The sequence below is a fragment of the Pantoea dispersa genome (assembly GCF_035783935.1).
Lineage (GTDB): Bacteria > Pseudomonadota > Gammaproteobacteria > Enterobacterales > Enterobacteriaceae > Pantoea > Pantoea dispersa_C.
In genome coordinates this window covers 165,968-191,009 of record NZ_JALKOV010000006.1, presented here as the reverse complement: position 1 = coordinate 191,009, position 25,042 = coordinate 165,968, and the positions used below count along the sequence as shown (strand labels likewise).

The following is a 25,042-nucleotide window of genomic DNA, read 5'->3' as shown; positions in this document are numbered from 1 at the left end:
TTCCGCAGAAATGTAAACAGTTAACGTCCGCCGCGAATCAGTCCGCCCAGGCCGCGCCGCTCCATGAACGCCGATACCAGATGGCGCACCTCAGACGCGGTATGCGCCATTACGCCCTGCTGGCTCAGCTTGTGCGCCTCTTCATAATCGAGGTGGCGCAGCAGGTATTTGACGCGCGGAATGTTCTTGCCGTTCATGCTGAGATGGTGATAACCCAGCCCCACCAGCAGCGCGACGCACATCGGATCGCCCGCCATTTCACCACACAGACACAGCTCCAGTTTGGCCTGGCGGGCTTCGCTGGCGATGGTTTGCAGCGCACGCAGCATCGCCGGATGCAGCGAGTCGTAGAGGTTGGCGACGCGGGTGTTGTTGCGATCGACCGCCAGCAGATACTGGGTGAGATCGTTGGTGCCGACGGAGATAAAGTCCACGCGATCCGCCAGATGCGGGATCAGGAACAGCATCGACGGCACTTCAATCATCACGCCAATGCGCGGTTTCGGAATGGCATAACCGAGCATCTCCTCCACTTCGCGACCGGCGCGATCGATCAGGCGCCGCGCCTCTTCGATCTCGTCGATATGACTGATCATCGGCAGCAGAATGCTCAGGTTGCCGGAGGCGACGTTGGCGCGCAGCATGGCGCGCACCTGCACCAGGAAGATCTCCGGCTGATCGAGCGTCAGACGAATACCGCGCCAGCCGAGACACGGGTTCTCTTCGCTGATCGGCATATAGGGCAGCTGTTTGTCGGCACCGACATCCAGCGTACGCAGCGTCACCGGCTTGTCGTAAAACAGTTGCAGCATGCCCTGGTATTGCGCCACCTGCTCCTCTTCCGACGGGAAGCCGCTTTGCAGCATGAACGGAATTTCGGTGCGGTACAGGCCGATGCCATCGACCCAGCTGTCGAGCGCCTGTTCATGTTCCGGGCTGAGACCGGCGTTGAGCATCACCTGCACGCGTTCGCCGCTTTTCAGCTCGCCGGGCTGCTCCACCACGTCTTCGGCCATTTTGCTCAGCGCGTTCTCTTCGCTGATCAGCCGCTGGTACTCCTGCACCAGCACCGGTTCAGGATCGATCAGCACTTCGCCGCGATAGCCGTCAACGATCAGCAGTCGCTTATTGAGCTGCGACGGCAGAATGTCTGCGCCCATCACGGTCGGAATGCCCATGGCACGCGTCAGGATCGCCGCGTGCGAGTTGGCTGCGCCATCGCGCACCACCACGCCCGCCAGCCGCTCCTGCGGCAACTCTGCCAGCGTGGTGGCGGTGAGTTCATCGGCCACCAGCACAAAGCGTTCCGGCCAGGCATTGGTGCCCACCAGCGTGTCGTCAAGGTGGAACAGCAGGCGCTGGCCGAGCACGCGCAGATCCCCGGCGCGCTCGCGTAAATAGTGATCCTGCAGGCTGGCAAACTGAGCGGCGAACTTCTCGATCACCGTTTTCACCGCCCACTCAGCCACCGATCCCCGTTCGATCTCGGCAAACAGATCTTTTTTCAGCCGCGCATCGGTGAGCAGGTGTGAATAGAGATCGAAGATCGCCGCGCTCTCTTTCTGCACGCTGGCCGCGAAACGTTTGCTGAAGCGACGAAATTCGTTGCCCGCCTCGCCCATCGCAACGACCAGACGCTCGCGTTCACGCTGCGTATCAAGCGTGGAGGCGGCGGAAACCTGGTCGAGCAGCGGCTGCGTTTCATCAACCCAGCCCGGCGCGACGGCCACGCCCGGCGCGGCAGCAATCGCTTTAACGCGCGTCTGGCGGAACTGACCGAACAGCTGACCAAGCTGCGACTGCGACAGCAGCACGGCCATCTGCGTCGCCAGCGTCACCAGGAACGACTCTTCACTCTCGTCGAACTGGCGATGTTCGCGCTGTTGCACCACCAGTACGCCCAGTAGCTGACGACGGCTGATAATCGGCACACCGAGGAATGAGCGGTAGCGCTCTTCTTTTACGGAGGGAATGTATTTAAAACTGGGATGGCTTTGCGCATCGGCAAGGTTGATCGGTTCGGCCAGGCGGCCCACCAGCCCGACGATACCTTCGTCGAACGCCAGCGTAACGGTGCGGCCGCGCGGCTTTTTCAGGCCGCGCGTCGCCATCAGGTAGTAGCAACGTCGATCGTGATCGGCGAGGTAAACCGAGCAGACCTCGGTCTCCATCGCCAGGCATATTTCGTTGACCAAAATGTCGAGTGCTTCATTCAGACGCGGTGCACTCGCCACTTTCTCTACAATTTCGCGCAACTGAGTGAGCATAAAGGGCGTGGCCTATCCTCTTTTACGTCGATGGGCGGCGTTGTTATTGCGCTGCCCCGCACTCTCCTGCATAGACATCACCACGCCAGCGAATTCCTTCATCACGCGGCGATACACATCGCGCTTGAAAGAGACAACCTGACGTACCGGATACCAGAAGCTGACCCAGCGCCAGCCGTCGAACTCCGGCGTGCTGCTGTGTTGCACATTGATATCCGCGTCACTACACATCAACTGCAGAAGAAACCACTTTTGTTTCTGGCCGATACACACCGGCTTTGTGTCCCAACGCACCAAACGTTTTGGCAACTTGTAACGTAACCAGTTACGGGTTGAAGCAAGTATTCGAACATCTTTGCGGTGTAAACCCACTTCTTCGAACAGTTCGCGATACATCGCCTGTTCAGCGGTTTCACCCGGATTGATGCCTCCCTGAGGAAACTGCCAGGAGTGCTGTCCGAAGCGCCTGGCCCATAACACTTGTCCCTGCCTGTTACAGATTACGATACCAACATTCGGGCGGTAGCCATCATCATCGATCACTGGACTACCTCAAAGCTAAATTTGAATAGCCTGATTGTTTCACACTCCTTACAGGCGGTAAACCACTGGATATTCGTGTCGCCAACCGAATAACAATGGGATAACTCACAGATAATAGCCATGTTATAAACAGAAAGGGGCAATTAACGGCGATCTTATTCACCTTTTCTGTGGATAGCTTTGTGCAGAACACGGGAATTAGCTGAATAACCGCTTCAGAAAACTCTTATGGTCACCGTAAGCGATAGCATTTAAAAATATAAAAATCATAAAGATAAATAGCATCCGCGTTCAAATGCATCCCGCGATCGTCAGTTATTAAGCGCCTGACTTTTGCCGCTGCTCAAAGATCCATCACCGTTGATTTTATCCACAGAGAATGTCCTAAACCTGGGCAAAGAACGAAAAAAAAGCGTGCAAAACGCTAAAGTCAAGGCTGTAAATGGAAACAGGGGTGGGCAAAACACACGGTTATCCCACTTTTCTGTGGATAACTGGGTTTAAGATCCTGTTCATTGTCGATAACAAACCGGGATAACCGCATGTTACTTCTGCAGGCAGCAGGCCAGTCGCGTTAAAAAAGCATGCTGAATCATGCTATTATCACGGTTACTCAGTCCGGCATGATGTGAACAACCTGCACTGAGATTTACTGCTTACCTTTTAACCAATGCGAGCGTTATGATGAATTCCCCTGCCGCCTTGCCCGCTGCGCCCCTCAACGAAACCGAACTGCTGCAGCGTGCCCAACAGCTCGCTGGTCAGCGCTTTGAAGCGCTGGCGGCGCAGCTCGGTCTGGCGATGCCGGCTGATTTACGCCGCGACAAAGGTTGGGTTGGCATGCTGCTGGAGCTGCATCTGGGTGCCAGCGCCGGCAGTAAAGCCGAACAGGATTTTGCCCATCTGGGCATTGAACTCAAAACCATTCCGGTCGATGCGCAGGGCAAGCCGCTGGAAACCACCTTTGTCTGCGTGGCACCGCTCACCGGCAACAGCGGCGTTACCTGGCAAACCAGCCACGTGCGCCACAAACTGGCGCGTGTGCTGTGGATCCCGGTGGAGGGCGATCGCGCCATTCCGCTGGCCGAGCGCCGCGTCGGCACGCCATTGCTGTGGCAGCCGAACGCAGAGGAAGAGCAGCAGCTGCGCGAAGACTGGGAAGAGCTGATGGACATGATCGTGCTCGGCCAGGTGGAGCGCATCACCGCCCGCCACGGCGCGTGGCTGCAAATCCGGCCGAAAGCCGCCAACAGCAAAGCGCTGACCGAAGCCATCGGCGAACACGGCGAGCCGATCATGACGCTGCCGCGCGGTTTTTATCTCAAGAAGAGCTTTACCGGACCACTGCTGGCACGCCATTTTTTACTGTAATCCCCTCTCCAGCGTGGCTCTTGCAGGATCGCTTTAGGCACCACCGCCCGGGCCGTGTATAATTCCCGTTTACTTTTCGTTTAGGAATGAAGGATTCATGTTTGACTGGATTGCTGATCCCAACGCCTGGCTGGCGCTGGGAACATTAACCATTCTGGAAGTGGTGCTGGGTATTGATAACATTATTTTCCTGTCACTGGTGGTCGCGAAACTGCCGCAACACCAGCAAAACCGGGCGCGCCGGCTGGGGCTGATGGGAGCGATGTTGATGCGCCTCGGGCTGCTGGCCTCCATCGCCTGGGTGGTGCGGCTGACGCAGCCGTTGTTCTCTATCATGGATCACGCCTTCTCCGCGCGCGATTTGATCCTGCTGTTCGGCGGCCTGTTCCTGCTGTGGAAATCGAGCATGGAGATCCACGAAACCATCGAAGGCGGCGAAGAGGAGCACAAAACCAATGTGCACTCCTTCTTCGGCGCGATCGTGCAGATCATGCTGCTGGACATTATCTTCAGCCTCGATTCGGTGATTACCGCTGTCGGCCTGTCCGATCACCTGTTCATCATGATGGCAGCGGTGGTCATCGCGGTGCTAATGATGATGGTGGCCGCGCGCGCGATCGGCGAGTTTGTTGAACGGCATCCGTCGGTCAAAATGCTGGCGCTGGCGTTTCTGATTCTGGTCGGCTTTACCCTGATCCTCGAGAGTTTTGGTATGCATGTACCAAAAGGTTACATTTATTTTGCGATGTTCTTCTCCATGGCAGTAGAGTGTCTGAACCTGATGCGCAGCAGGAAAAACAAAGCGTAACCTGTCAAGGGCGAGCGCATCTCGCCCTGTTATTTTAGGAATGATGCGATTACTCCAGCTGGCAAAAGCATTTATTACTACACTTTTGCTGTTGAAGTGGCTTGAGGGAGCTGAGAATGAAAGGGTTGGTAAGTGCAGTGGGCCTGCTGCTGGCGGCGCTGGCATTAAGCGGTTGCAGCAGTGATTACGTTATGGCCACCAAAGATGGCCGCATGATTATGACCGAAGGTAAGCCGTCGATTGATAAAGAAACCGGTCTGGTGCAGTACACCGACGAACAGGGGCACGTTATGCAAATTAATGGTGACGAGGTGTCCACCATCATTGAGCGTTAAGTGCCAAATTGCCTCGCCTGTACGCGTTTTCCCCCTGTGCAGGCGATTTCCCGAACTTTCCCCCCTTCCTTCTCCGCCACTTCACAGGCTATAGTCCCAGAGAACACAACATTCCGTTTCATAATGAAAAAAGGAAGCCGGCAATGCATTATCACCGTATCCCCCATAGCACGCTGGAAGTCAGTCAGCTGGGGTTAGGCACGATGACGTTTGGTGAGCAGAATAGCGAAGCCGACGCCCACCAGCAGCTTGATTACGCCGTTAGCCAGGGTATTAACCTGATTGATACCGCCGAGATGTATCCGGTGCCACCGCGTCCGGAAACGCAGGGCCTGACCGAAAAATACATTGGCAGCTGGCTGCAAAAGCGCGGCAGCCGCGACAAAATCATTCTGGCGAGTAAAGTCGCCGGCCCGGTACGCGGCAGCGATGCGCTGATCCGTCCCAACCAGGCGCTGGACCGCAAAAACATCCGCGAAGCGCTGGATGCCAGCCTGAAGCGCCTCAACACCGATTACCTCGACCTCTACCAGCTGCACTGGCCGCAGCGCCAGACCAACTTCTTTGGCAAGCTGGGTTATCAGTACAGCGACAACACCGCCACCGTTACGCTGCTGGAGACGCTGGAGGCGCTGACCGAACAGGTGCGCGCGGGCAAGATTCGCTACATCGGCGTGTCTAACGAAACCGCGTGGGGCGTGATGCGCTACCTGCAGCTGGCAGAGAAACACGAGCTGCCGCGTATCGTCACCATTCAGAATCCGTACAGCCTGCTGAACCGCAGTTTTGAAGTGGGCCTGGCGGAAATCAGCCAGCACGAAGGCGTGGAGCTGCTGGCTTATTCCAGCCTGGCGTTTGGCACGCTGAGCGGCAAATACCTTAATGGGGCGAAACCGGCCGGCGCGCGCAATACGCTGTTCAGCCGCTTTACCCGCTACAGCGGTGAGCAGTCAGAACAGGCGATTGCTGCCTACGTGGCGCTGGCGAAACAGCACAACCTTGATCCGTCGCAGATGGCGCTGGCCTATGTGCGGCAGCAGCCGTTTGTGGCCAGCACCCTGCTCGGTGCCACCACCATGGAACAGCTGAAGGTTAACGTGGAGAGTTTTAATCTGACGCTGAGCGGCGAGGTGTTAGAGGCGCTGGAAGCGATTCACCGTCAGTACACGTATCCGGCACCGTAATCCCCCTGGTGCGCGTTAACGCGCACCCTACAGGCTTTGTGCTGCGGTTGTGGTGCGCGTAAACGCGCACCCTACAGGGTTTGTTACCCCTGGCGTACCTGCTGTGGTTTCGGTGCGCGTTAACGCGCACCCTACAGGGTTTGTGACCTTCGCATACCAGCTGTGGTTTTAGCGTACGCGCCAGTCCAGGGTAGGGTCGCCATTCATGGCGACCTGGTCCCTTTCTGCGCCGCTCAGCGACGCGCTTTCCACCACAGCACGGCAATCGCCATGGCGAACAGCGCGCCGAAGCCCACCCCCGTCGCGACCGCTGGCGCACCCAGCTTAATCGCCACGGTATACAGCCCCAGCATCATCAGCATCGCGCTGTTCTCACCGAGATTTTGCACCGCAATGGCATTACCTGAACCCACGGTATCTTTGCCGCGCTCCTGCAGCAGCGCGTTGAGCGGCACCACAAAGAAGCCGCCGAGCGCACCAATCAGCATCAGCAGCAGATACGCATTCAGCAGGCTGTGCTGCAGCGAGAACAGCACCACCATCACGCCAATCAGCACGCCGGCCGGCATGCAGCGCCGCACCGTTTGCAGCGTGACCAGCTTTGCCGCCGCGGCCGCGCCGATCACGATACCGATCGCCACCATGGCATTTAGCGTGGTCGGCGTTTTGTTGTCTGTAATGCCGAGCGCCACCGGCACCCACAGCACCAGCAGGAAGCGCAGCGTGACGCCGGCGCCCCAGAACAGGCTGGTGCCGAGCAGCGAGAAGCGCGTTTCACCGTTACGCCACAGCAGCTGTGCCGAGGCGATAAAGCTGCGCAGCATCACGCCAGCGTGCCAGCTCTGGCCGGGGCGCGCTGGCTGCAGACGTGGAATGAACAGGTTCGCCACCACCGCCAGTGCGTAAGTGAGCGCACACACCACCAGTGCCGCCAGCAGATGCCAGTCGGCGAGCACGCCACCCGCCACCGAGCCGAGCAGAATCGCCGCAATGGTTGACGACTCCATCAGTCCGTTGGCTTTCACCAGCCGTGCGCCGCTGGTGATCTCCGTCAGGATGCCGTATTTGGCGGGCGAATACGCCGCCGCGCCGACGCCCACCAGCGTATAGCCGAGGAACGGGTTGAAGCCGAAGCAGATCGTCAGCGCCCCAAGCAGCTTGAGGCTGTTGGCGAACATCATCACCCGCCCTTTGGCAAAGCTGTCGGCCATCTGCCCGACAAACGGCGCGAGCAGAATGTAAGTGGCCACAAACAGCATCTGCAGTATCGGCTGGCTCCAGTCCGGGTAGAACTGGTTTTTCAGCAGCGCCAGCGTGGCGAACAACAGCGCGTTGTCGCCAAAGGCAGAGAAAAACTGTGCCACGATCACCGCCAGCATACTGCGCGACAGCAAAGGGGCGTCCGGATTCACCGTCTGGCTCATGCCCGTTCCTCTTCTGCCAGCTGTTTCAGGCTGACGTAGTCTGGTTTACCACTGCCCAGCATCGGCAGTTGCTTCATGTAGCGAATGTCGCGTGGCACCGCCAGCTCTGGCGCACCGATCTCACGCGCGGCCTGCTGCAGCCGGTCGCGGCTGAGCTCGCTGTCGGTGGTAAACAACACCAGCGCTTCACCGCGCTGGCCATCGGGCCGCAGCGACGCCGCGTGCTGTTTCTCCGCCGAGGCTTTCAGGGCGATCTGCTCCACGCTCTCCAGCGACACCATCTCACCGGCGATTTTGGCGAAGCGTTTGGCGCGCCCCTGAATCTGACAGAAACCGCCCTCGTCAAAGCTGACAATGTCACCGGTATCGTACCAGCCGGCTTCCTGTTCGCCTTCGCCGTTATCCGCCACCGGCGGCTCCAGCACGCCGGGGTTTTCCACCCGCAGATAGCCGTTCATCACGTTCGGACCGCGCAGCTGCAGGCGTCCGCCCTGTTCAATACCCGGTACCGCAATCAGACGTGAATCCATGCCCGGCAGAATACGCCCGACGGTATGCGATTTGGCGGCCATCGGCACGTTAATGGCCACCACCGGTGCACACTCGGTCACGCCGTACCCTTCGAGGATGCGGATGCCGTATTTCTCCATGTAGATCTGGCGCGTGCCTTCCTGCAGCTTCTCAGCACCGGCCACCACGTAGCGCAGCCGGGCGAAATCGTACGGGCTGGCAAAGCGCGCATAGTTGCCAAGGAAGGTGGAGGTGCCAAACAGCACGGTGCAGTTACGGTCGTATACCAGTTCCGGCACGATGCGATAGTGCAGCGGGCTGGGATAGAGAAACACCTGCGCGCCGGTCAGCAGCGGCGTGAACAGCCCGACGGTGAGGCCGAAGGCGTGGAACAGCGGCAGCGCCGACATAAAGCGGTCGCGCGGGGTGAAATCCGCCACGGTGCGAATCTGCTCCACATTCGCCAGCAGGCTTTTATGCGAGTGCACCACGCCTTTGGGATTGCCTTCCGAGCCGGAGGTAAACAGCACCATTGCCGCGTCTTCTGGCTGCTGGGCAACCTGTGCCCGGCGTGGCAGCAGCAGGTGCGCGAGGATCCACAGTTTGTCCTGCAGCGTGACGGTATCTTTCAGATCCTCCAGATAGATCCACTGCACCTCCGTCAGCCCCTGCGGCAGGTGCCACAGGTTGCCCTTCTCCAGGAACTGGCGCGAGGTAAACACGGTTTTTACCTGCGAGGCGGTCAGCGCCGCGCGCATGCCGTTGATGCCGGCGGTATAGTTGAGCATGGCCGGCACGCGGCCGCGCAGTGAAGCGCCGAGAATCGCCGCCGCGGTCACCGTGGCGTTCGGCAGTAGCAGGCCAACGTATTCGCCCTGCTGGCTGTAGCGCTCCAGAATGCGTCCGACGCCGAGCGCTTTTTTCAGCAGCCCGGTGTAGCTGTCCGGCTTAAAGTTAATGTCTTCGATGCAGGATTTGGTCAGCCCGTAGCGAGTGCGCGCGTTGAGAAAGGCCTCAAACAGCGTTTCGCGCGGGCGCACCGCCATGCGCGCTTCCATCATCACGTGGTGTAAGTGCTCACCGGCCAGCACGCGACGGTCGCGCGCGCGTTTTGCCTCTGGCATCGGAATCACCGTGGCCGGCAGCACCGTCAGGGTGATGCGCGGGAACAGGCGGCGTTTAAACACCCCGGCCAGGCGGCCAAACGGCGTGTACTCTGCGCCTTCAATGCGCATCGGCACCACGGTGGCGGCAGATTTCGCAGCGACGAAGCCAGCACCGCTGTAGATTTTCATCAATGAGCCGGTGACGGTAATGCGCCCTTCCGGAAAGATCACCACCGGGCGCCCTTCGTTGATCATGCGCACCAGATGTTTGATCGACATCGGTTTGGTGGGGTCGAGCGGCACGAAGTCGATGACCGGCCTGAGCAGGCGCATATACCACTGTTCGCTGATCGAAGAATAGACGGCGAACACCGGTTTGATGGGCAGAAACAGTGCCAGCAGCACGCCATCGAGAAACGACATGTGGTTTGGCGTGATCAGCACTTTTTCTTTGTGCAGGGCAGTCAGATCGCCACGCAGCTCAACGCGCCATAACAGGCGACAGAGGAAACGCAGAACGGTAAATAGCATGCCAGCTCCTTAGCAGCGGTAAAAAATGGTTCTTACCTTGCAGGATCCGGGGATGTTCGACAAGTAGCGCAGTGATTTATCGTGATGCATTCAGGGTGATTCGCCCTGCCAGCCGCCGCCCAGCGCGGCGATCAGCGCCACGCTGCTCACCCACTGGCTACTCTGCAGCGACAGCAGGCTCTGCTGTTCGCTCAGGCTGCTGTTTTCCGTGGTAGCGACATCAAGGTAATCGATCATGCCGGCGTCATACTGGTTACGCGTCACGCGTGCTGAATCCTGTGCCGCCACGGCGGCGCGCTGCTGCGCGGCGATTTCCCCCTGCAGGGTGTTCAGTTCCACCAGGTTATCTTCTACTTCTCCCAGCGCCGTCAGCACCGTCTGGCGATAGGTGGCCACGCTGGCGTCATAGTCGGCACGCGCCTGCGCCACTTTCGCCGAGGTCGCGCCAAAATCGAGCAGCGTACCGCTAAGCTCCGGCCCCAGCGACCAGACGCGATTCGGCAGCGACAATAAGCTGTGGAGGGCTGAGGCGGTCACGCCACCGCTGGCGCTGAGCGTCAGGTCGGGATAGTAACCGGCAATCGCCACCCCGACCGCTGCGTTGGCGGCCGCCACGTTACGTTCGGCATAGGCGATGTCCGGCCGGCGCTGCAGCAGTGCCGAAGGCAGGCTCTGCGGAATGGACGGCAGCGTGACATCCAGCTTCGCCACCGGCAGCGTAAAGTCGGCTGGCGCACGCCCCAGCAGCAGCGCCACCGCGTGCTCCAGCTGCGCGCGCTGCCACTGATAATCCTGCGCCGAAGCGCGGGCGCTCTCCAGCTGCATCTGCGCCTGCGCCAGGGTGGCGCGGGATTCGCTACCGGCGCGGTACTTGTTGTCGATCACGCTGAGATAGCGCTGATAAGCTTCAATGCTGCGCTGATAGAGCGCGATCTTTTCGTCGATGATGCGCAGCTGAAAATAGTCCTGCGCCAGTTCTGACTGGGCACTCAGCGTGACATTGGCCAGTTCAGCCTGGCTGGCCTGCGCGCTGGCCTTATCCTCTTCCTGGGTGCGGCGCAGTTTGCCCCACAGATCCAGCTCCCAGCTGGCACTCAGCGTGGCACTGTGGCTGTTGCTGACGCTGCGCTGACCGCTGGTGCTGGCGCGGCTGCCGCTGCGCGTGCTGCTGGCATCGTAGTCGAGTGACGGGAACAGCGCGGCGCGGGACTGCGCGCTCAGCGCCTGGGCTTCACGATACTGCGCCGCATAACTGGCGACGTTCTGGTTGGAGATGCTCACCTGGCGCAGCAGGCTGGACAAGGTGGCATCGTGATACACCGTCCACCATGCCCCTTTGCGGCTGGCGTCCTGCGGCGTGGCCGGCGTCCAGCCTTTGGCCTCTTTATAATGCGTAGGCAGCGCCATCGCCGGACGCTGATAATCGGGGCCAACGCTACAGCCAGTAACCAGCAGCGCCGCCGTCAGCGCGCCAATGTTCATCATTTTCATCAATCAGGATTCCCCATGACGCACGCGCCGCCACTGACGCTGGGTGGCGCGGCTGAGACGATCCAGCCAGAGATAGACCACTGGCGTGGTAAACAGGGTCAGCAGCTGGCTCAGGGCCAGACCGCCGGCAATGGCAATCCCCAGCGGACTGCGTAAATCAGCGTCGCCACCGCTGCCCAGCGCCAGCGGCAGAGCACCGAAGAAGGCGGCCAGCGTGGTCATCATGATCGGCCGAAAGCGCATCAGGCACGCCTGCGTAATCGCCTGCTGCGGCGACAGCCCCTGGCTGCGCTCGGCGTGCAGGGCAAAATCGATCATCATGATGGCGTTCTTCTTGACGATACCGATCAGCAAAATGATGCCGATCAGCGCAATCACCGTCAGCTGCGTGTTGGTCAGCAGCAGCAGCAGCAGCGCCCCGACGCCCGCCGACGGCAGCGTGGAGAGAATGGTCAGCGGGTGAACGTAACTCTCATACAGCACGCCCAGCACGATATACACCGCCGCCAGCGCCGCGATGATCAGCCACGGCATGGTGGCGCTGAGCTGAGAGAACGCCGCGGCGGTGCCGGCAAAGCCCGCCTGAATGCCGGACGGCAACCCCAGCTGTGCCATCGCCTGTTTGATCAGCGTCTGCGCCTGCTCCAGCGACACACCGTCGTTGAGGTTGAAGGCGATGGTGCTGGTCGCTGACTGGCCCTGATGCGCGACCGACAGCGGCGCGTTGCCGCCGCTGAAGCGGGCAAAGGCCGCCAGCGGCACGCGATCGCCGCTGTCGTTAATCACATACAGTTGCTGCAGCATCGCCGGATCGCGCGTGTCGCTATCCTGCAGAGCCATCACCACATGGTATTGATTGAGCGTGTGATACAGCGTGGCAATCTGGCGCTGGCTAAAGGCATTGTTCAGCAGGGTGTCCAGCATCTTCACGTTAACGCCCAGCCGCGTGGCACGGTCGCGATCGATGTTGATCACCACCTCCTGTCCGCCGGTTTGCGCATCGGAATCCACGCTGTTGAGTTGCGGTATCGCGGCCAGCGCCGCCTGGACTTTTGGCGTCCAGCGGCGCAGCAGGTCGAGATCGTCCGCCTGCAGGCTGTACTGATAAGTGGCGTTGGCGCTGCGCCCGCCGATGTGCAGATCCTGCGCGGCCATCAGGAACAGCTGCGCCCCGGCAATATGGCGGGTTTTCAGGCTCAGCCGGTTAGCCACTTCGGTGGCACTGGCGCTGCGCTGGTCAAAATCTTTCAGCCGGACAAAAAAGTTGGCGCTGTTGCGCGCGCCAAACATGCCGCTGCCCATTGACGACATCACGCTGTCTACCGCCGGATCGGCCTCAATGATTTTGGTGAACGCCAGCATCTTTGGCTTCATCGCCTGGAAGGAGATGTTCTGGTCCGCACGCAGGGCGCCCATCAGCAGGCCAGTATCCTGGTTGGGGAAAAAGCCCTTTTGCACCACGCTAAACAAAAACAGATTGAGCAGCACGGTGAGCAGCAAACTCAGCAGGGTGATCTTCTGGTGCGCCATTACCCACGTCAGGCCACGCGCGTAGGCGGCCAGTAGCGCGTTGAGCGCCTTTTCGATCAGCTGATAGAGCGGATGCGGCCGCCGGGTGACCGATGGCTTCGGCCGCAGCAGCCGGGCGCACAGCATCGGGGTCAGACTGAGCGAGACAAACATGGAGATCAGCAGCGCGACCGTCAGCGTCACCGCAAATTCCCGGAACAGGCGGCCAACAATACTGCCCATCAGCAGAATCGGGATAAACACCGCCACCAGCGACACCGTCATCGACAGCACCGTAAAGCTCACCTCATGGGCACCGCGCAGGGCGGCGCGCAGCGGACTCAGGCCGGCTTCGATGTGCCGGGTGATATTTTCCAGCACCACAATGGCGTCATCGACGACAAAGCCGGTGGCGATGATCAGCGCCATCAGCGACAGGTTATCGAGACTGTAGCCGAGCAGATACATCACCGCGCAGGTGCCGATCAGCGACACCGGCAGCGCCAGCGCCGGAATCACCACCGCCGGCAGATTACGCAGGAAGACAAATACCACGGCGATCACCAGCAGCATCGCCACCAGCAGCGTCTCTTCGGTGTCATACAGGGAGGCGCGCACCGTTGGCGAGCGGTCGATTACCACTTTCAGCTGGGTATCGGCAGGCAGATCGTTCTCCAGCTGTGGCAGCTGCGCTTTGATGGCGTCAATGGTGTCGAGCATGTTAGCCCCGGCCTGACGCTTGATGGCGATCATCACCGACGGCTGTGAATTGAGAAAGCCGGCCTGATACTGATCTTCCACCGCGTCATACACCGTGGCGACGTCATGCAGTCGCACCGCTTTGCCCGCGTGGTAGCTGACTATCAGATCGCGGTACTGTGCCGCTTTGTCCAGCTGGCCGTTGCTGTCTACCATCCACGACTGGCTGCGGCCCTGCAGCATGCCTTTCGGCAGATTGGTGGTACTGCTGGCGACGGCGCTGCGCACCGTATCCAGCGCAATGCCATAGTGCGTCAGCTGTTGCGGCTGCAGATCGATGCGGACCGCCGGCAGCGCGCTGCCCATCAGCGACACCTCGCCCACGCCCCTGACCTGCCCCATCGCCTGCTCAATTTTACTTTCGGCGAGGTCGTACAGTTCACCCGGCGTGCGCGTGGCGGAGGTGAGCGCCAGCATTACAATCGGCGCGTCCGAGGGATTCGCTTTGCGATAGGTCGGCAGCGACTCCATGGCGCTCGGTAACAGGCTGCGCGCCGCGTTGATCGCCGCCTGTACGTCGCGCGCCGCGCCATTGATATCGCGGTCAAGTTCAAACTGCAGGATCACGCTGGTCGAGCCCTGCGAGCTGGTCGACGTCATCTCCGTCACACCGGCAATCTGGCCGAGCGAACGCTCCAGCGGCGTCGCCACCGTGGCCGCCATGGTTTCCGGGCTGGCACCGGCCAGGCTGGCGCTGACCATGATGGTAGGAAAATCCACCTGCGGCAGCGGCGCGACCGGCAGCAGGCGGTAGCCCAGTGCTCCGAGCAGCAGGATCGCCAGCGTCAGCAGCAGCGTCGCCACCGGGCGAAAGATAAACAGCCGGGTGAGGTTCATGACTCGCCCCGCGCCTGCTGCTGCCTGCGCTGCACGTAGCGCTTACCGCGCTGCGCCAGCCCATCAAACCACAGATAGATCACCGGGGTGGAGAACAGCGTCAGCACCTGGCTCACCAGCAGGCCACCGACAATCACCAGCCCGAGCGGCTGACGCAGTTCAGCACCGGAGCCGGAGGCCAGCATCAGCGGCAGCGCCCCGAGCAGCGCCGCCATGGTGGTCATCAGAATCGGCCGGAAGCGCAGCAGGCAGGCCTGATGGATCGCTGCGCGCGGCGTCATATGCTGCTTGTGCTGCGCCTCCAGCGCGAAGTCGATCATCATAATGGCGTTCTTTTTGACGATGCCAATCAGCAGAATGACGCCAATCAGCGCGATCAGGCTGAATTCGCTGCCCGCCAGCATCAGCGTCAGCAGCGCCCCGACCGCCGCCGACGGCAGCGTGGAGAGAATGGTCACCGGATGGATAAAGCTCTCATACAAAATGCCCAGCACCACGTACATGGTGATCAGCGCCGCCAGAATCAGCCACAGCGTGTTGCCGGTGGCGCTCTGGAACGCCGCGCTTTCACCCTGATAGCGCAGCGTTATGCTGGCGGGCAGTTTAAGCTGCTGCGTAACCTGCGCAATCGCCCGCTGCCCGTCCTCCAGCGAGTAACCGGGGTTAAGATTGAACGACACCATTACCGCCGGGAACTGATTCAGGCGCATGTGCATCAGCGCCCCGGTGCGGGAGTGAACGGTGGCGATCGCGGTGAGTTTCACCATGCCGTCGGTGGTGGTTTCGCTGTCGCTGCTGGTCGATGCGCTGCTGCTCACCGGCAGATACACGTCATCAAATGACGCCGGCGACTGCTGATACTGCGGCGCCACTTCCAGCACCACGCGATACTGATTCGCCTGGGTAAAAATGGTGGACACCAGCCGCTGACCAAAGCTGTTGTACAGCGCGGTATCGACGTCAGCCGCGGTAATGCCGAAGCGCGCCGCCTTGTCGCGATTCAGTTCCACATAGGCCACGCGTCCCTGATCCTGCAGATTACTGACCACGTTGTTAAATTCCGGCCGCTGCTGCAAAGCCGCAATCAGCTGCGGCGTCCAGCGCACCAGGTTTTCGCTGTCGGCATCATCGAGGGTGAACTGGTACTGGCTCGGCGTCACCTGATCGTTGACCGTCAGGTCCTGTGCGGGCTGCAGATAAAGCTGAATGCCGGGCACCTGACGCGCCGCCTGCTGCAGCTGCGCAATCACCTCATCGGCTTTGACGTCGCGCTGGTCAAACGCTTTCAGGTTGATCTGCAGACGCCCGCTGTTGAGGCTGGTGTTCGTGCCGTCAATACCAATGGTTGAGGACACACTCTCAACCGCCGGGTTTTGCAGCATCACCTTTGCCAGCGCCTGCTGACGCTGCGCCATCGCCGTGAAGGAGACATCCTGCGACGCCACGGTCACGCCCTGAATCAGCCCGGTGTCCTGGGTGGGAAAGAACCCTTTCGGGATGGCGAGATACAGCAGCGCGGTGAGCGCAAAGGTCGCCAGCGCCACCAGCAGCGTCAGCTTCTGATGGTTGAGCACCACGCTGAGCAGCCGGTCATAGCCGCGTACCAGGGTGTCAAACAGCGCGCCGCCTTTGCGCGCAAAGCGTGACTGCTGCGCCTCCGGAATATGCCTTAATAGCCAGGCACACAGCATCGGCGTCAGCGTGAGCGACACCACCATCGACACCAGAATCGACACGGCCAAAGTGATGGCGAATTCGCGGAACAGCCGGCCGACCACATCGCCCATAAACAGCAGCGGAATCAGGACCGCAATCAGGGAAAACGTGAGGGAAATGATGGTGAAGCCAATCTGCTGCGAGCCTTTCAGCGCCGCCTGCATGGGTGTCTCGCCCTGCTCCAGCCGGCGCGAAATGTTCTCCACCACCACAATGGCATCGTCGATGACGAACCCGGTGGCAATGGTCAGCGCCATCAGCGACAGGTTGTTGAGGCTGAAGTCGGCGAGATACATCACGCCAAAGGTGCCAATCAGCGACAGCGGTACCGCCACGCTGGGAATCAGCGTTGCCGCCACATTGCGCAGAAACAGGAAGGTCACCATTACCACCAGCGCGATCGACAGCATCAGTTCAAACTCGACGTCGCTGATCGAGGCACGGATGGTCTGGGTGCGATCGGCAAGCACGCGCATTTTCACGCCATCCGGCAGCGCCGCCTGCAGTGCCGGCAGCTGTTTTTTAATGCTATCCACCACCTGAATGACGTTGGCACCGGGCTGGCGCTGCACGCTGATGACAATCGCCGGACGGTCATTGGCCCACGCCGACTGAAAGCTATTCTCCGGCCCCTGTTCGATATGGGCGATATCCCTGAGCCGCAGCGCCGCGCCGTTCTGCCAGCTGAGAATCAGATTGCCGTATTCGGCCGCGGTGCGCAGCTGATCGTTGGCGTCGATGGTCACCGAGTGATATTTGCCATCGAAGCCGCCTTTCGAACCGTTAACGTTGCTGTTGGTAATCAGCGTATTGACGTCTTCCAGCGACAGCTTGTGCGCCGCCAGCGCTTGCGGGTCCATCTGCACGCGAATCGCTGGCTGATTGCCGCCCGCCAGCGTCACCATCCCCACGCCGTTGATTTGCGACAGCTTCAGCGCCACGCGCGTGTTCACCAGATCCTGCACCTCCGTCAGCGGCAGCGTGTCGGAACTGACCGCCAGCGTGATCACCGCACTGTCGGCCGGATTGACCTTTTTATAGGTCGGCGGATTGGGCAGATCGTCCGGTAACAGATTATTCGCCGCGTTGATCGCCGCCTGCACTTCCTGCTCGGCGACATCAAGCGACAGATCGAGGCTGAACTTCAGGGTGATAATCGATGACCCACCTGAGCTGGTTGAGGTCATCTGGCTGAGGCCGGCCATCTGCCCGAGCTGGCGCTCCAGCGGCGAGGTCACGGACGAAGCCATCACGTCCGGGCTGGCGCCAGGATAGAGCGTCGTGACCTGAATGGTCGGATAATCCACCTGCGGCAGCGCCGAGGTAGAGAGAAATTTCCAGGCGAACAGACCGGCGATCAGCACGCCGACCATCAGCAGAATCGTCGCCACCGGACGCTGGATAAACAGACGGGACGGATTCATGGCTGGGTACTTTTGCTGTCGTCAGCCAGCTGGACTTTGCTGCCGTTGGTCAGACGATCGATCCCCTCGGTCACCAGACGATCGCCCGGTGCCACGCCCTGCAGGATCGCCTGGCGATCGTCTCCCACGGCCGGACCGGTAGTGACCGCTTTGCGCGTTACACTATGGTCTTTGTTGATAATAAACACAAAGCTCCCATCGCTGCTCAGCTGCAGCGCCTGCGCCGGGATCACCGTGGCGTTTTTCAGCGTGGCAGTTTGCAGACGCAGATTAACAAACTGATTGGCAAACAGCGCTTCGTCTTCGTTGGGAAAGGTGGCTTTCAGTTCGATGGTGCCGGTGCTGGTATCGATCTGATTGCTGATGTACTTCACTTCACCCTGCGCCAGTACGCTGCTGTTGTCCTGATCGAAAGCGGTGGCGGGCAGGCTCTGGCCGCTGCGCAGGGCGCGCGTCAGCTGCGCGATGTTGCTCTGCGGCACGCTGAACGTCACGGCGGCAGGCTGCATTTGCGTCACCACCACAATGCCGGTGGTGTCGCTGGTTTGCACCATATTGCCGGGATCGACCAGCCGCAGACCGACGCGGCCGCTGACCGGCGAGGTGATGCGGGCATACTCAATATCCAGTTTCGCGCTGGCGATTTGCGCCTGATCCGCCGCCACCGCGCCCTGATACTGGCCGACGGTGGCAATCTGGGTATCCAGATCCTGGCGCGACAGCGAGTCCTGCGCCGCCAGCTTTTTGTAGCGTGCCAGCGTCAGTTGCGCACTGTGCAGCAGCGCCTGGTTCTGGCTGAGATCGCCCTGATACTGCGCCAGCGTCGCCTCATAGCTGCGCGGATCGATCTGCGCCAGCAGCTGACCGGCGCTGACTTTCTGCCCTTCCGTAAAGAACACCTGCTGCAGCTGCCCGGCCACGCGGCTGGTGACGGTGACGCTGGCGTTGGGGATCACCGTGCCGAGCGCGTTCAGATATACCGGCACATCGGCCGTGGTGGCAACGCCGCTGTGCACCAGCGTTGCCGGGCCGCCCTTCTGCGCCGCGCCCGCGCCGCCGCGCAGCGCGCCCGGCGGCAGGTCACCGGGTGCTCCACCTCGCTTGCCGCCTGCCACACGCCAGATCACGCCTGCCGCAATCAGCAGCACCAGCAACACAAGCAGCCATTTCAGCCAGCGGGAGAAACCAGAACGGGGAGCATGGATAGTCATCAGCGTCTTCAGATCAGCAAAAGTGTGGGTAAAACCCCGACAAACAGGGGATTATTGCAGCGAAAATCATCACGACGCGCATTATCAGCGGAACGCCAGCGCGTTTTCTATACGCAAAAAGTAAGCGTTTCGTTAAGAGATGCAGGATTTAAAACCCGCGCCCGGCAGCGGGCGGTGATGGCATGCGCAGGCGCGGCCAACGGGAGAGGAGGACAATTTACAGGCAAAAAAAACCCACGCATCCGCGTGGGTCGGTGCAACCGAACAGGGTGAATACCACAAGGGTATTGCTGCCGCAGCAGCCGATCTTCACACCAATCAATACCTCTGGGACCTTTATCGTCGCGCAATGGCGGCGCGGATAACAGCCGCAAATCGCAACGGAGTTCGGCGAAATGCAACGAGGTGTGAAAAGCTCGACTGCGCGTTTACATCCTGATTTCGTTAAGATTTATCTGAGGTTGGTTTGCTGTATATCGCGTCCGGTGCCACGTTCATGTGCTTCAGCACCGGCCCCATGATGTTGCCAAATACCGGCGCGGCCACCGAGCCGCCAAAGTGATCGCCAGCAGTCGGATGGTTAATCATCACCACCAGCGCCACCTCCGGATGGCTGGCCGGCGCGATGCCGGCGGTGTAGTTGACGTAGCCGCCGTCATATTTGCCGCTGCTGCCCATCTTCTCCGCAGTACCGGTTTTGGTTGCCAGCCGGTAGCCCGGCACTGCTGCTTTCACCCCGGTGCCGCCCGGCAGCACGTCGCTCTCCAGCATGTGCACCACGGTTTGCACAATCTGCGGATCGGCGACCTGTTTGCCCAGCACCGGCGGCGTCACTTTGGTGATCGACAGCGGACGATAGACACCGTATGAGCCGAGTGTGGCGTATTCACGCGCAATCTGCAGCGGTGTTACGCGCAGTCCGTAGCCGAACGAAAAAGTGGCGCGCTCAATGTCTGCCCAGCGCTGGCGGTGCAGCGGGAAGTAGCCCACGCTCTCGCCGGTCAGCCCCAGCCCGGTCGGTTTACCGAGGCCAAACGCCTGATAGGTGTTCACCAGCGCTTCCGCCGGCATCGCCAGCGCGATGTGCGACACGCCGATGTCGCTGGATTTCTGCAAAATGCCGGTCATGGTCAGGCGCGGCCAGTGGCCGACATCGCGAATCAGGTGGCCGTTGACGCTGTAAGGCGTGGTGTCGATCACCGAATCGGGCCGGACCAGATGGCGCTGCAGCCCTTCCATCACCACCAGCGGCTTGACCGTCGAGCCGGGTTCGTAGCTGTCGTTGATGGCGGTATTGCGCATTTGCGCGGGCGTGGCGTTGTCATAATTGTTGGGGTTGAACGACGGATAGGACGCCATGGCAAGGATCTCGCCGGTGTCGATCTTTACCAGCACCGCTGCGCCCGAGTCGGCTTTGTTGAGCAGCACGCCGTCGCGCAGTTTGCTATACAGCGTAAACTGGTCAAACTTATCGATGCTGAGCTGCACCGTCGGCGGCTGCTTCGGCGGCTCGTAATCGATCATCGCAATGATGTTGCCGTCCCCGTCCTGGCGATACACCTCTTTACCCGGCTCGCCCTGCAGCACCCGGTCAAAGCCCTTCTCCAGCCCGTTGAGCCCGTTGTTGTCCGCCCCGACGATACCAATCAGCGGCGCAGCGGCTTCACTCATCGGGTAGAAGCGGCTGTCATCATACACCGAACTGATGCCTTTCAGATGCAGCTCAGCGATATCTTTGGCAATGCCCAGCTCGATTTTGCGCCCGAGATAGAGGAAGCGCTTTTTCGGATTGGCGGTGATCTGCGCGCGCAGCTCTTCCGGCCGCAGGTTCAGCGCCGCCGCCAGATAGCTCCATTTGGCGCTGGTGAAATCGGGATTGGCCTCCAGCACGCGCAGCGGATCGGCGATGATATCGCGCGATGGTACGCTGAGCGCCAGCGCCTGGCCGTCACGGTCGAGCAGCGTGCCGCGATTGGTTGGCAGCGTCACGGTGCGCAGCGAGCGCTGGTCCGCCTCGTGCTCCAGCATCGGATGGTTGATCAGCTGCAAATCGCCGACGCGCGCCAGCAGCAGGCCCATGCAGCCTAATACGCCCAGACAAATCAGACGAAAACGAAACGGGTTGAACGGGGCTTTAATCTGGTCTTTTCCCAGAAATTTTTTAATCGGGGGCATGGCGATCCGCTGCGATAAAAGATGAATCCAAGGGGTTAGCTGCAGTTATAAAGAAAGGTAAAGCGAGTTGACAGGAAAACAATGTATCAGTTCGTTTATGCCCGGTTGAGGCACCAGCGGCTGACCGCATCACCCGGCAGATCGCGGGCAAAAAAAACCTGCGCATCTGCGCAGGTCGGTGTAATCAAGAAAACTGTTGATGTTCACCCATCAATACCTCTGGGACCCTGACTGTAGCAAGTTGCTCAGCGCAGAAACTATCACTCAAACGCAACAGTTACCGGCAAAATGTAACCAGCGGTGAGATTGTTAGCCGATTGTGCAACTGGCGTGTTTTTTGATTTCCACCAAGCAGCTCATGGCGTTTGGTCCCTGGGTTAACGACGACGTTCCGATGTCGAGCGTCAGCACGTTAGGATTGCCGGCGCGGTCCCACGGCTGCCACGCTTTGCCAAAACCGGGATCGAACCAGGCACCAGTGGCGATGATCACCACGCCCGGCGTCAGACCGTCCGTCAGGCGAACGCCAGCCAGCATACGGCCACGCGCATTGCTCACTTCAATCTCATCGCCGTCGCTGATACCGCGCGCGGCGGCATCTTCAACGTGCATATACAGCGTTTCGTGACCGGCGGTTTTGCCGGCCTGCACCGTAGCAGTGGCATCCAGCTGACTGTGCAGGCGATCCGCAGGCTGCACCGAGATCATGTGCAGCGGGAACTGAGCGCTGAGCGCTGCGCCAAGCCACTCCTGCGGCGCGCGCCACTCCGGATGCCCGGCGAAATCCGCCAGTTGGTAATCGGCGATGGTCTGGCAGAACAGCTCAATTTTGCCGCTGGCGGTGTGGATCGGATGCGCCTGCGGATCGGCGCGGAAATCATCCATAAACACGTACGGCTTGCCGCCCTGCGGAATTTCAACAAAGCCGCGCTGCCAGAATGCCTCGAACTCCGGGAAGGCGATGTCCAGCTGCGCATGTGCCTGCGCGCACTGCTGATAGAGATGCTCAATCCACTGCATCTCATTGCGTCCCTCGGTAAAGCGATCGTGGTAGCCAAGGCGATCGGCCAGGTCGGCAAAGATATCAAAGTCGTTGCGCGCCTGATGCTGCGGTTTAATCGCCTGGTGCATCGCCAGCACGAAGCGGTCACGCGACGAGCCGCCAATGTCGTTGCGCTCCAGCGTGGTAGTGGCCGGCAACACGATGTCCGCCATCTGCGCCGCGGGCGTCCAGACGATATCCTGCACGATGACCGTATCCGGGCGCTGCCAGCCTTCGACCAGCCGGTTAAGCTGCTGGTGATGGTGGAACGGATTGCCGCCCGCCCAGTGCACCAGGTGAATGTCGGGATAGTGCAGCGTTTCGCCCTGAAACGCGTACGGCTGGCCGGGATTGAGCAGCATGTCGCTGATGCGCGCCACCGGGATCGACAGGTTCGCCGGATTCGGGCCGGTGCTCATCATCGGCGCCGGGCCTTCCTGGCGCGGATTGCCGACGCTGTTCATCGAGCCATGGCCAAAAGAGAAGCCGCCGCCCGGCAGTCCCGGCTGGCCCAGCATCGACGAGAGCGCAATCATCATCCAGTACGGCTGTTCGCCGCGATGGGCGCGCTGCACCGCATAAGCGCAGGTGATAAAGCTGCGTTTGCCCGCCAGCTGCTGCGCCAGCAGCGCGATACGCGCCGCCGGGATGCCGGTTATCGCACTGGCCCACGCGGGCGTTTTCGCCACGCCGTCGCTTTCGCCCAGCAGATAGGCACGCAGCTGCGGCCAGCCGGTACAGTGGCTGGCGAGGAAAGCCTCATCGATGGCGTTGTGACGGGTAATTTCATGGCCGAGCGCCAGCATCAGCGCCACGTCGGTGTTCGGGCGAATCGGAATCCACTCGGCGTTAACGAACGCCGGGCAGTCATCGCGCATCGGGCTGATGTTAATGATCGGCGTGCCTTTGGCGCTCAGCTGCTGCAGCGCCGGTTTCAGGCTGTGCTCGCCGGCACCGCCGGAGGCCACCTGCGCGTTCTTCAGCGCCAGGCCGCCAAAGGCGACGAAAATTTCTGCGTGCTCCACCACCTGCGGCCAGTCGGTGACGCGGCCGGTGAGCGGCATGTAGGTGCCAATCACGTACGGCAGAAAGAACTGTGCCGCGCCCCAGCTGTAGTTGCCTTGCTGATCAACGCCGCCGCCGCCCTGGAAATAGAAGCGACGAATCAACGTGCGCGCGTGGTTAACGCGGCCAGCTGATGACCAGCCGTACGAGCCGTTGAAAATGCCGGCAGCGCCGTAGCGATCGCGCACGCGGCGGTTCTCTTCCGCCACCAGATCGAGCGCGGTGTCCCAGTCCACGGCGACAAAATCTTCCCGGCCGCGCAGCGTGCGATCGCTGTTTTCACGCGACTTCAGCCACGAACGGCGCACCATCGGCTGACGGATGCGCTTGTCCGAGTAGACCAGCTCAGGAATGGTGTGGATCATCGGTGACGGATCGGCATCGGCGAAGAAAGGTTCGCAGGCAATCAGGCGTTGATTTTCGGTGACGGCGGTAAACGCGCCCCAGTGCGCAAGGTGCGGCACACGAGTTTTCATGGTTATGGGTCCGGCAGGCAGGTGTGATTCAGGCTGGCAGCATAGCACGGTGCCGTTAGCGGGCTAAAGCCTCGCCGTGAGCGTCTGATTTTCCGCACTTTTGCGACAGCGCTGACATTCTGGCGGGTTGCGGCTGCCGGGCTTTTCCGTAACACTGAGAGCATGTGTAAACGTTTTCCCGGATGTCGACCATTGCATGGCTACTATTAAGGATGTTGCCCGCATGGCGGGGGTGTCGGTCGCGACCGTGTCCCGCGTCATCAATAATTCGCCCAAAGCCAGCGAGAGTTCGCGCCTCGCCGTTACCCAGGCCATGGAACAGCTGCAGTATCACCCTAACGCCAACGCCCGCGCGCTGGCGCAGCAATCCACCGAAACCCTCGGACTGGTGGTGGGCGATGTGTCAGACCCATTTTTCGGCGCGATGGTGAAAGCGGTCGATGAAGTCGCCGGACAAACCGGTAACTTTCTGCTGATTGGTAACGGTTACCATAATGAGCAAAAAGAGCGTCAGGCGATTGAACAGCTGATGCGTCATCGCTGTGCCGCGCTGGTGGTGCACGCCAAGAAAATTCCCGATGATGATTTAGAGCTGCTGATGAAGCAGGTGCCAGGCATGGTGCTGCTGAACCGGCTGCTGCAGGGGTTTGAGTCGCGCTGCATCGCGCTCGATGACCGCTACGGCGCCTGGCTGGCCACGCGCCACCTGATTCAGCAGGGTCATACGCAGATCGCCTTTATCTGTTCGACGCACACCATTTCTGATGCCGAAGATCGGCTGCAGGGCTACTACGATGCGCTGAAGGAGCACGGCCTGCCGTGCAACGACCGGCTGGTGGCGTGGGGAGAACCGGACGAAGTCGGCGGCGAGCAGGCGATGACGGAACTGCTCGGACGCGGCAAGCAGGTGAGCGCGGTGGCGTGCTACAACGATTCCATGGCGGCCGGTGCGCTGGCGGTGCTGAGCGATAACGGCATTCGCGTGCCGGAAGAGATGTCGCTGATTGGCTTTGATGATGTGCTGGTGTCGCGCTATGTGCGCCCGCGCCTGACCACAGTGCGCTATCCGATTGTGACCATGGCGCAGCAGGCCGCGCAGCTGGCGCTGGCGCTGGCCAACGGCACCGCGCTGCCGGAGGTGACCAATATGTTTAGCCCGACGCTGGTCAGGCGGCATTCGGTGGGTGGACCGGGTTAAACGGGTGCGGGCTTTCCCTCACCCTAACCCTCTCCCTGAGGGAGAGGGAACGTTGCAGAG

15 protein-coding genes are annotated in these 25,042 nt (G+C 60.6%); 5 read left to right on the top strand and 10 right to left on the bottom strand.

All coding sequences use genetic code 11. From position 1 onward, the window contains the following. Positions 1–20: 20 nt before the first annotated feature. Positions 21–2,267 carry a phosphoenolpyruvate--protein phosphotransferase gene (gene ptsP, locus MXF20_RS13575; RefSeq protein WP_325969795.1) on the bottom strand — a complete coding sequence of 749 codons (2,247 nt, stop codon included), beginning with the start codon at positions 2,265–2,267 and terminating at the stop codon, positions 21–23. Positions 2,268–2,279: 12 nt separating this feature from the next. Then, positions 2,280–2,810 (bottom strand): RNA pyrophosphohydrolase, encoded by a 531-nt coding sequence (gene rppH / locus MXF20_RS13570; protein ID WP_031279497.1) that lies wholly within the window; start codon positions 2,808–2,810, stop codon positions 2,280–2,282. Between the two features lie 684 nt (positions 2,811–3,494). Between rppH and mutH the strand changes: the two genes are divergently transcribed. The 4 genes from mutH to MXF20_RS13550 all read left to right on the top strand — a co-directional run bounded on the left by mutH (position 3,495) and on the right by MXF20_RS13550 (position 6,508). Beyond that, positions 3,495–4,181 (top strand): DNA mismatch repair endonuclease MutH, encoded by a 687-nt coding sequence (mutH, locus tag MXF20_RS13565; protein ID WP_325969893.1) that lies wholly within the window; start codon positions 3,495–3,497, stop codon positions 4,179–4,181. 97 nt (positions 4,182–4,278) lie between these two features. After that, positions 4,279–4,989, top strand: a complete 711-nt coding sequence (locus MXF20_RS13560; RefSeq protein WP_021506699.1) for a TerC family protein — start codon at positions 4,279–4,281, stop codon at positions 4,987–4,989. A gap of 116 nt (positions 4,990–5,105) precedes the next feature. Further along, positions 5,106–5,324: a YgdI/YgdR family lipoprotein gene (locus tag MXF20_RS13555; RefSeq protein ID WP_021506698.1), complete on the top strand. Its 219-nt coding sequence runs from the start codon at positions 5,106–5,108 to the stop codon at positions 5,322–5,324. 143 nt (positions 5,325–5,467) lie between these two features. Beyond that, positions 5,468–6,508 (top strand): NADP(H)-dependent aldo-keto reductase, encoded by a 1,041-nt coding sequence (locus MXF20_RS13550; protein ID WP_325969794.1) that lies wholly within the window; start codon positions 5,468–5,470, stop codon positions 6,506–6,508. A gap of 233 nt (positions 6,509–6,741) precedes the next feature. Here the strand turns inward: MXF20_RS13550 and lplT are convergent, their stop codons facing one another. The 8 genes from lplT to MXF20_RS13510 all read right to left on the bottom strand — a co-directional run bounded on the left by lplT (position 6,742) and on the right by MXF20_RS13510 (position 23,784). Next, a complete protein-coding gene (gene lplT / locus MXF20_RS13545; RefSeq protein WP_325969793.1) occupies positions 6,742–7,932 on the bottom strand; it encodes a lysophospholipid transporter LplT in 1,191 nt (396 codons plus the stop codon). Beyond that, complete coding sequence (gene aas, locus MXF20_RS13540; RefSeq protein ID WP_325969792.1) at positions 7,929–10,079, bottom strand: bifunctional acyl-ACP--phospholipid O-acyltransferase/long-chain-fatty-acid--ACP ligase; 2,151 nt, start codon at positions 10,077–10,079, stop codon at positions 7,929–7,931. Before aas ends, lplT begins: the two co-directional genes overlap by 4 nt. A gap of 90 nt (positions 10,080–10,169) precedes the next feature. After that, complete coding sequence (locus MXF20_RS13535) at positions 10,170–11,561, bottom strand: efflux transporter outer membrane subunit (RefSeq protein ID WP_418936855.1); 1,392 nt, start codon at positions 11,559–11,561, stop codon at positions 10,170–10,172. 12 nt (positions 11,562–11,573) lie between these two features. Then, a complete protein-coding gene (locus MXF20_RS13530) occupies positions 11,574–14,675 on the bottom strand; it encodes an efflux RND transporter permease subunit (protein WP_325969790.1) in 3,102 nt (1,033 codons plus the stop codon). Beyond that, a complete protein-coding gene (locus tag MXF20_RS13525; RefSeq protein WP_325969789.1) occupies positions 14,672–17,815 on the bottom strand; it encodes a multidrug efflux RND transporter permease subunit in 3,144 nt (1,047 codons plus the stop codon). Before MXF20_RS13525 ends, MXF20_RS13530 begins: the two co-directional genes overlap by 4 nt. Continuing rightward, positions 17,812–19,026: an MdtA/MuxA family multidrug efflux RND transporter periplasmic adaptor subunit gene (locus MXF20_RS13520; RefSeq protein WP_325969788.1), complete on the bottom strand. Its 1,215-nt coding sequence runs from the start codon at positions 19,024–19,026 to the stop codon at positions 17,812–17,814. The genes MXF20_RS13525 and MXF20_RS13520 overlap by 4 nt, the downstream gene beginning before the upstream one ends. A gap of 444 nt (positions 19,027–19,470) precedes the next feature. Further along, complete coding sequence (locus tag MXF20_RS13515; protein WP_325969787.1) at positions 19,471–21,201, bottom strand: penicillin-binding transpeptidase domain-containing protein; 1,731 nt, start codon at positions 21,199–21,201, stop codon at positions 19,471–19,473. 309 nt (positions 21,202–21,510) lie between these two features. Next, positions 21,511–23,784, bottom strand: coding sequence for a molybdopterin-dependent oxidoreductase (locus tag MXF20_RS13510; RefSeq protein ID WP_325969786.1), 2,274 nt, complete (start codon positions 23,782–23,784; stop codon positions 21,511–21,513). A 196-nt stretch (positions 23,785–23,980) separates the two neighbouring features. Between MXF20_RS13510 and galR the strand changes: the two genes are divergently transcribed. Then, positions 23,981–24,982 (top strand): HTH-type transcriptional regulator GalR, encoded by a 1,002-nt coding sequence (gene galR, locus MXF20_RS13505; RefSeq protein WP_031279486.1) that lies wholly within the window; start codon positions 23,981–23,983, stop codon positions 24,980–24,982. Positions 24,983–25,042 lie beyond the last annotated feature (60 nt).

Coding starts and splice junctions, on each gene's coding strand:
- ptsP (WP_325969795.1), bottom strand. CDS start 2,267: ATGCTCACTCAGTTGCGCGAAATTGTAGAGAAAGTGGCGAGTGCACCG.
- mutH (WP_325969893.1), top strand. CDS start 3,495: ATGAATTCCCCTGCCGCCTTGCCCGCTGCGCCCCTCAACGAAACCGAA.
- MXF20_RS13560 (WP_021506699.1), top strand. CDS start 4,279: ATGTTTGACTGGATTGCTGATCCCAACGCCTGGCTGGCGCTGGGAACA.
- MXF20_RS13555 (WP_021506698.1), top strand. CDS start 5,106: ATGAAAGGGTTGGTAAGTGCAGTGGGCCTGCTGCTGGCGGCGCTGGCA.
- MXF20_RS13550 (WP_325969794.1), top strand. CDS start 5,468: ATGCATTATCACCGTATCCCCCATAGCACGCTGGAAGTCAGTCAGCTG.
- lplT (WP_325969793.1), bottom strand. CDS start 7,932: ATGAGCCAGACGGTGAATCCGGACGCCCCTTTGCTGTCGCGCAGTATG.
- aas (WP_325969792.1), bottom strand. CDS start 10,079: ATGCTATTTACCGTTCTGCGTTTCCTCTGTCGCCTGTTATGGCGCGTT.
- MXF20_RS13535 (WP_418936855.1), bottom strand. CDS start 11,561: ATGAACATTGGCGCGCTGACGGCGGCGCTGCTGGTTACTGGCTGTAGC.
- MXF20_RS13530 (WP_325969790.1), bottom strand. CDS start 14,675: ATGAACCTCACCCGGCTGTTTATCTTTCGCCCGGTGGCGACGCTGCTG.
- MXF20_RS13525 (WP_325969789.1), bottom strand. CDS start 17,815: ATGAATCCGTCCCGTCTGTTTATCCAGCGTCCGGTGGCGACGATTCTG.
- MXF20_RS13520 (WP_325969788.1), bottom strand. CDS start 19,026: ATGACTATCCATGCTCCCCGTTCTGGTTTCTCCCGCTGGCTGAAATGG.
- MXF20_RS13515 (WP_325969787.1), bottom strand. CDS start 21,201: ATGCCCCCGATTAAAAAATTTCTGGGAAAAGACCAGATTAAAGCCCCG.
- MXF20_RS13510 (WP_325969786.1), bottom strand. CDS start 23,784: ATGAAAACTCGTGTGCCGCACCTTGCGCACTGGGGCGCGTTTACCGCC.
- galR (WP_031279486.1), top strand. CDS start 23,981: ATGGCTACTATTAAGGATGTTGCCCGCATGGCGGGGGTGTCGGTCGCG.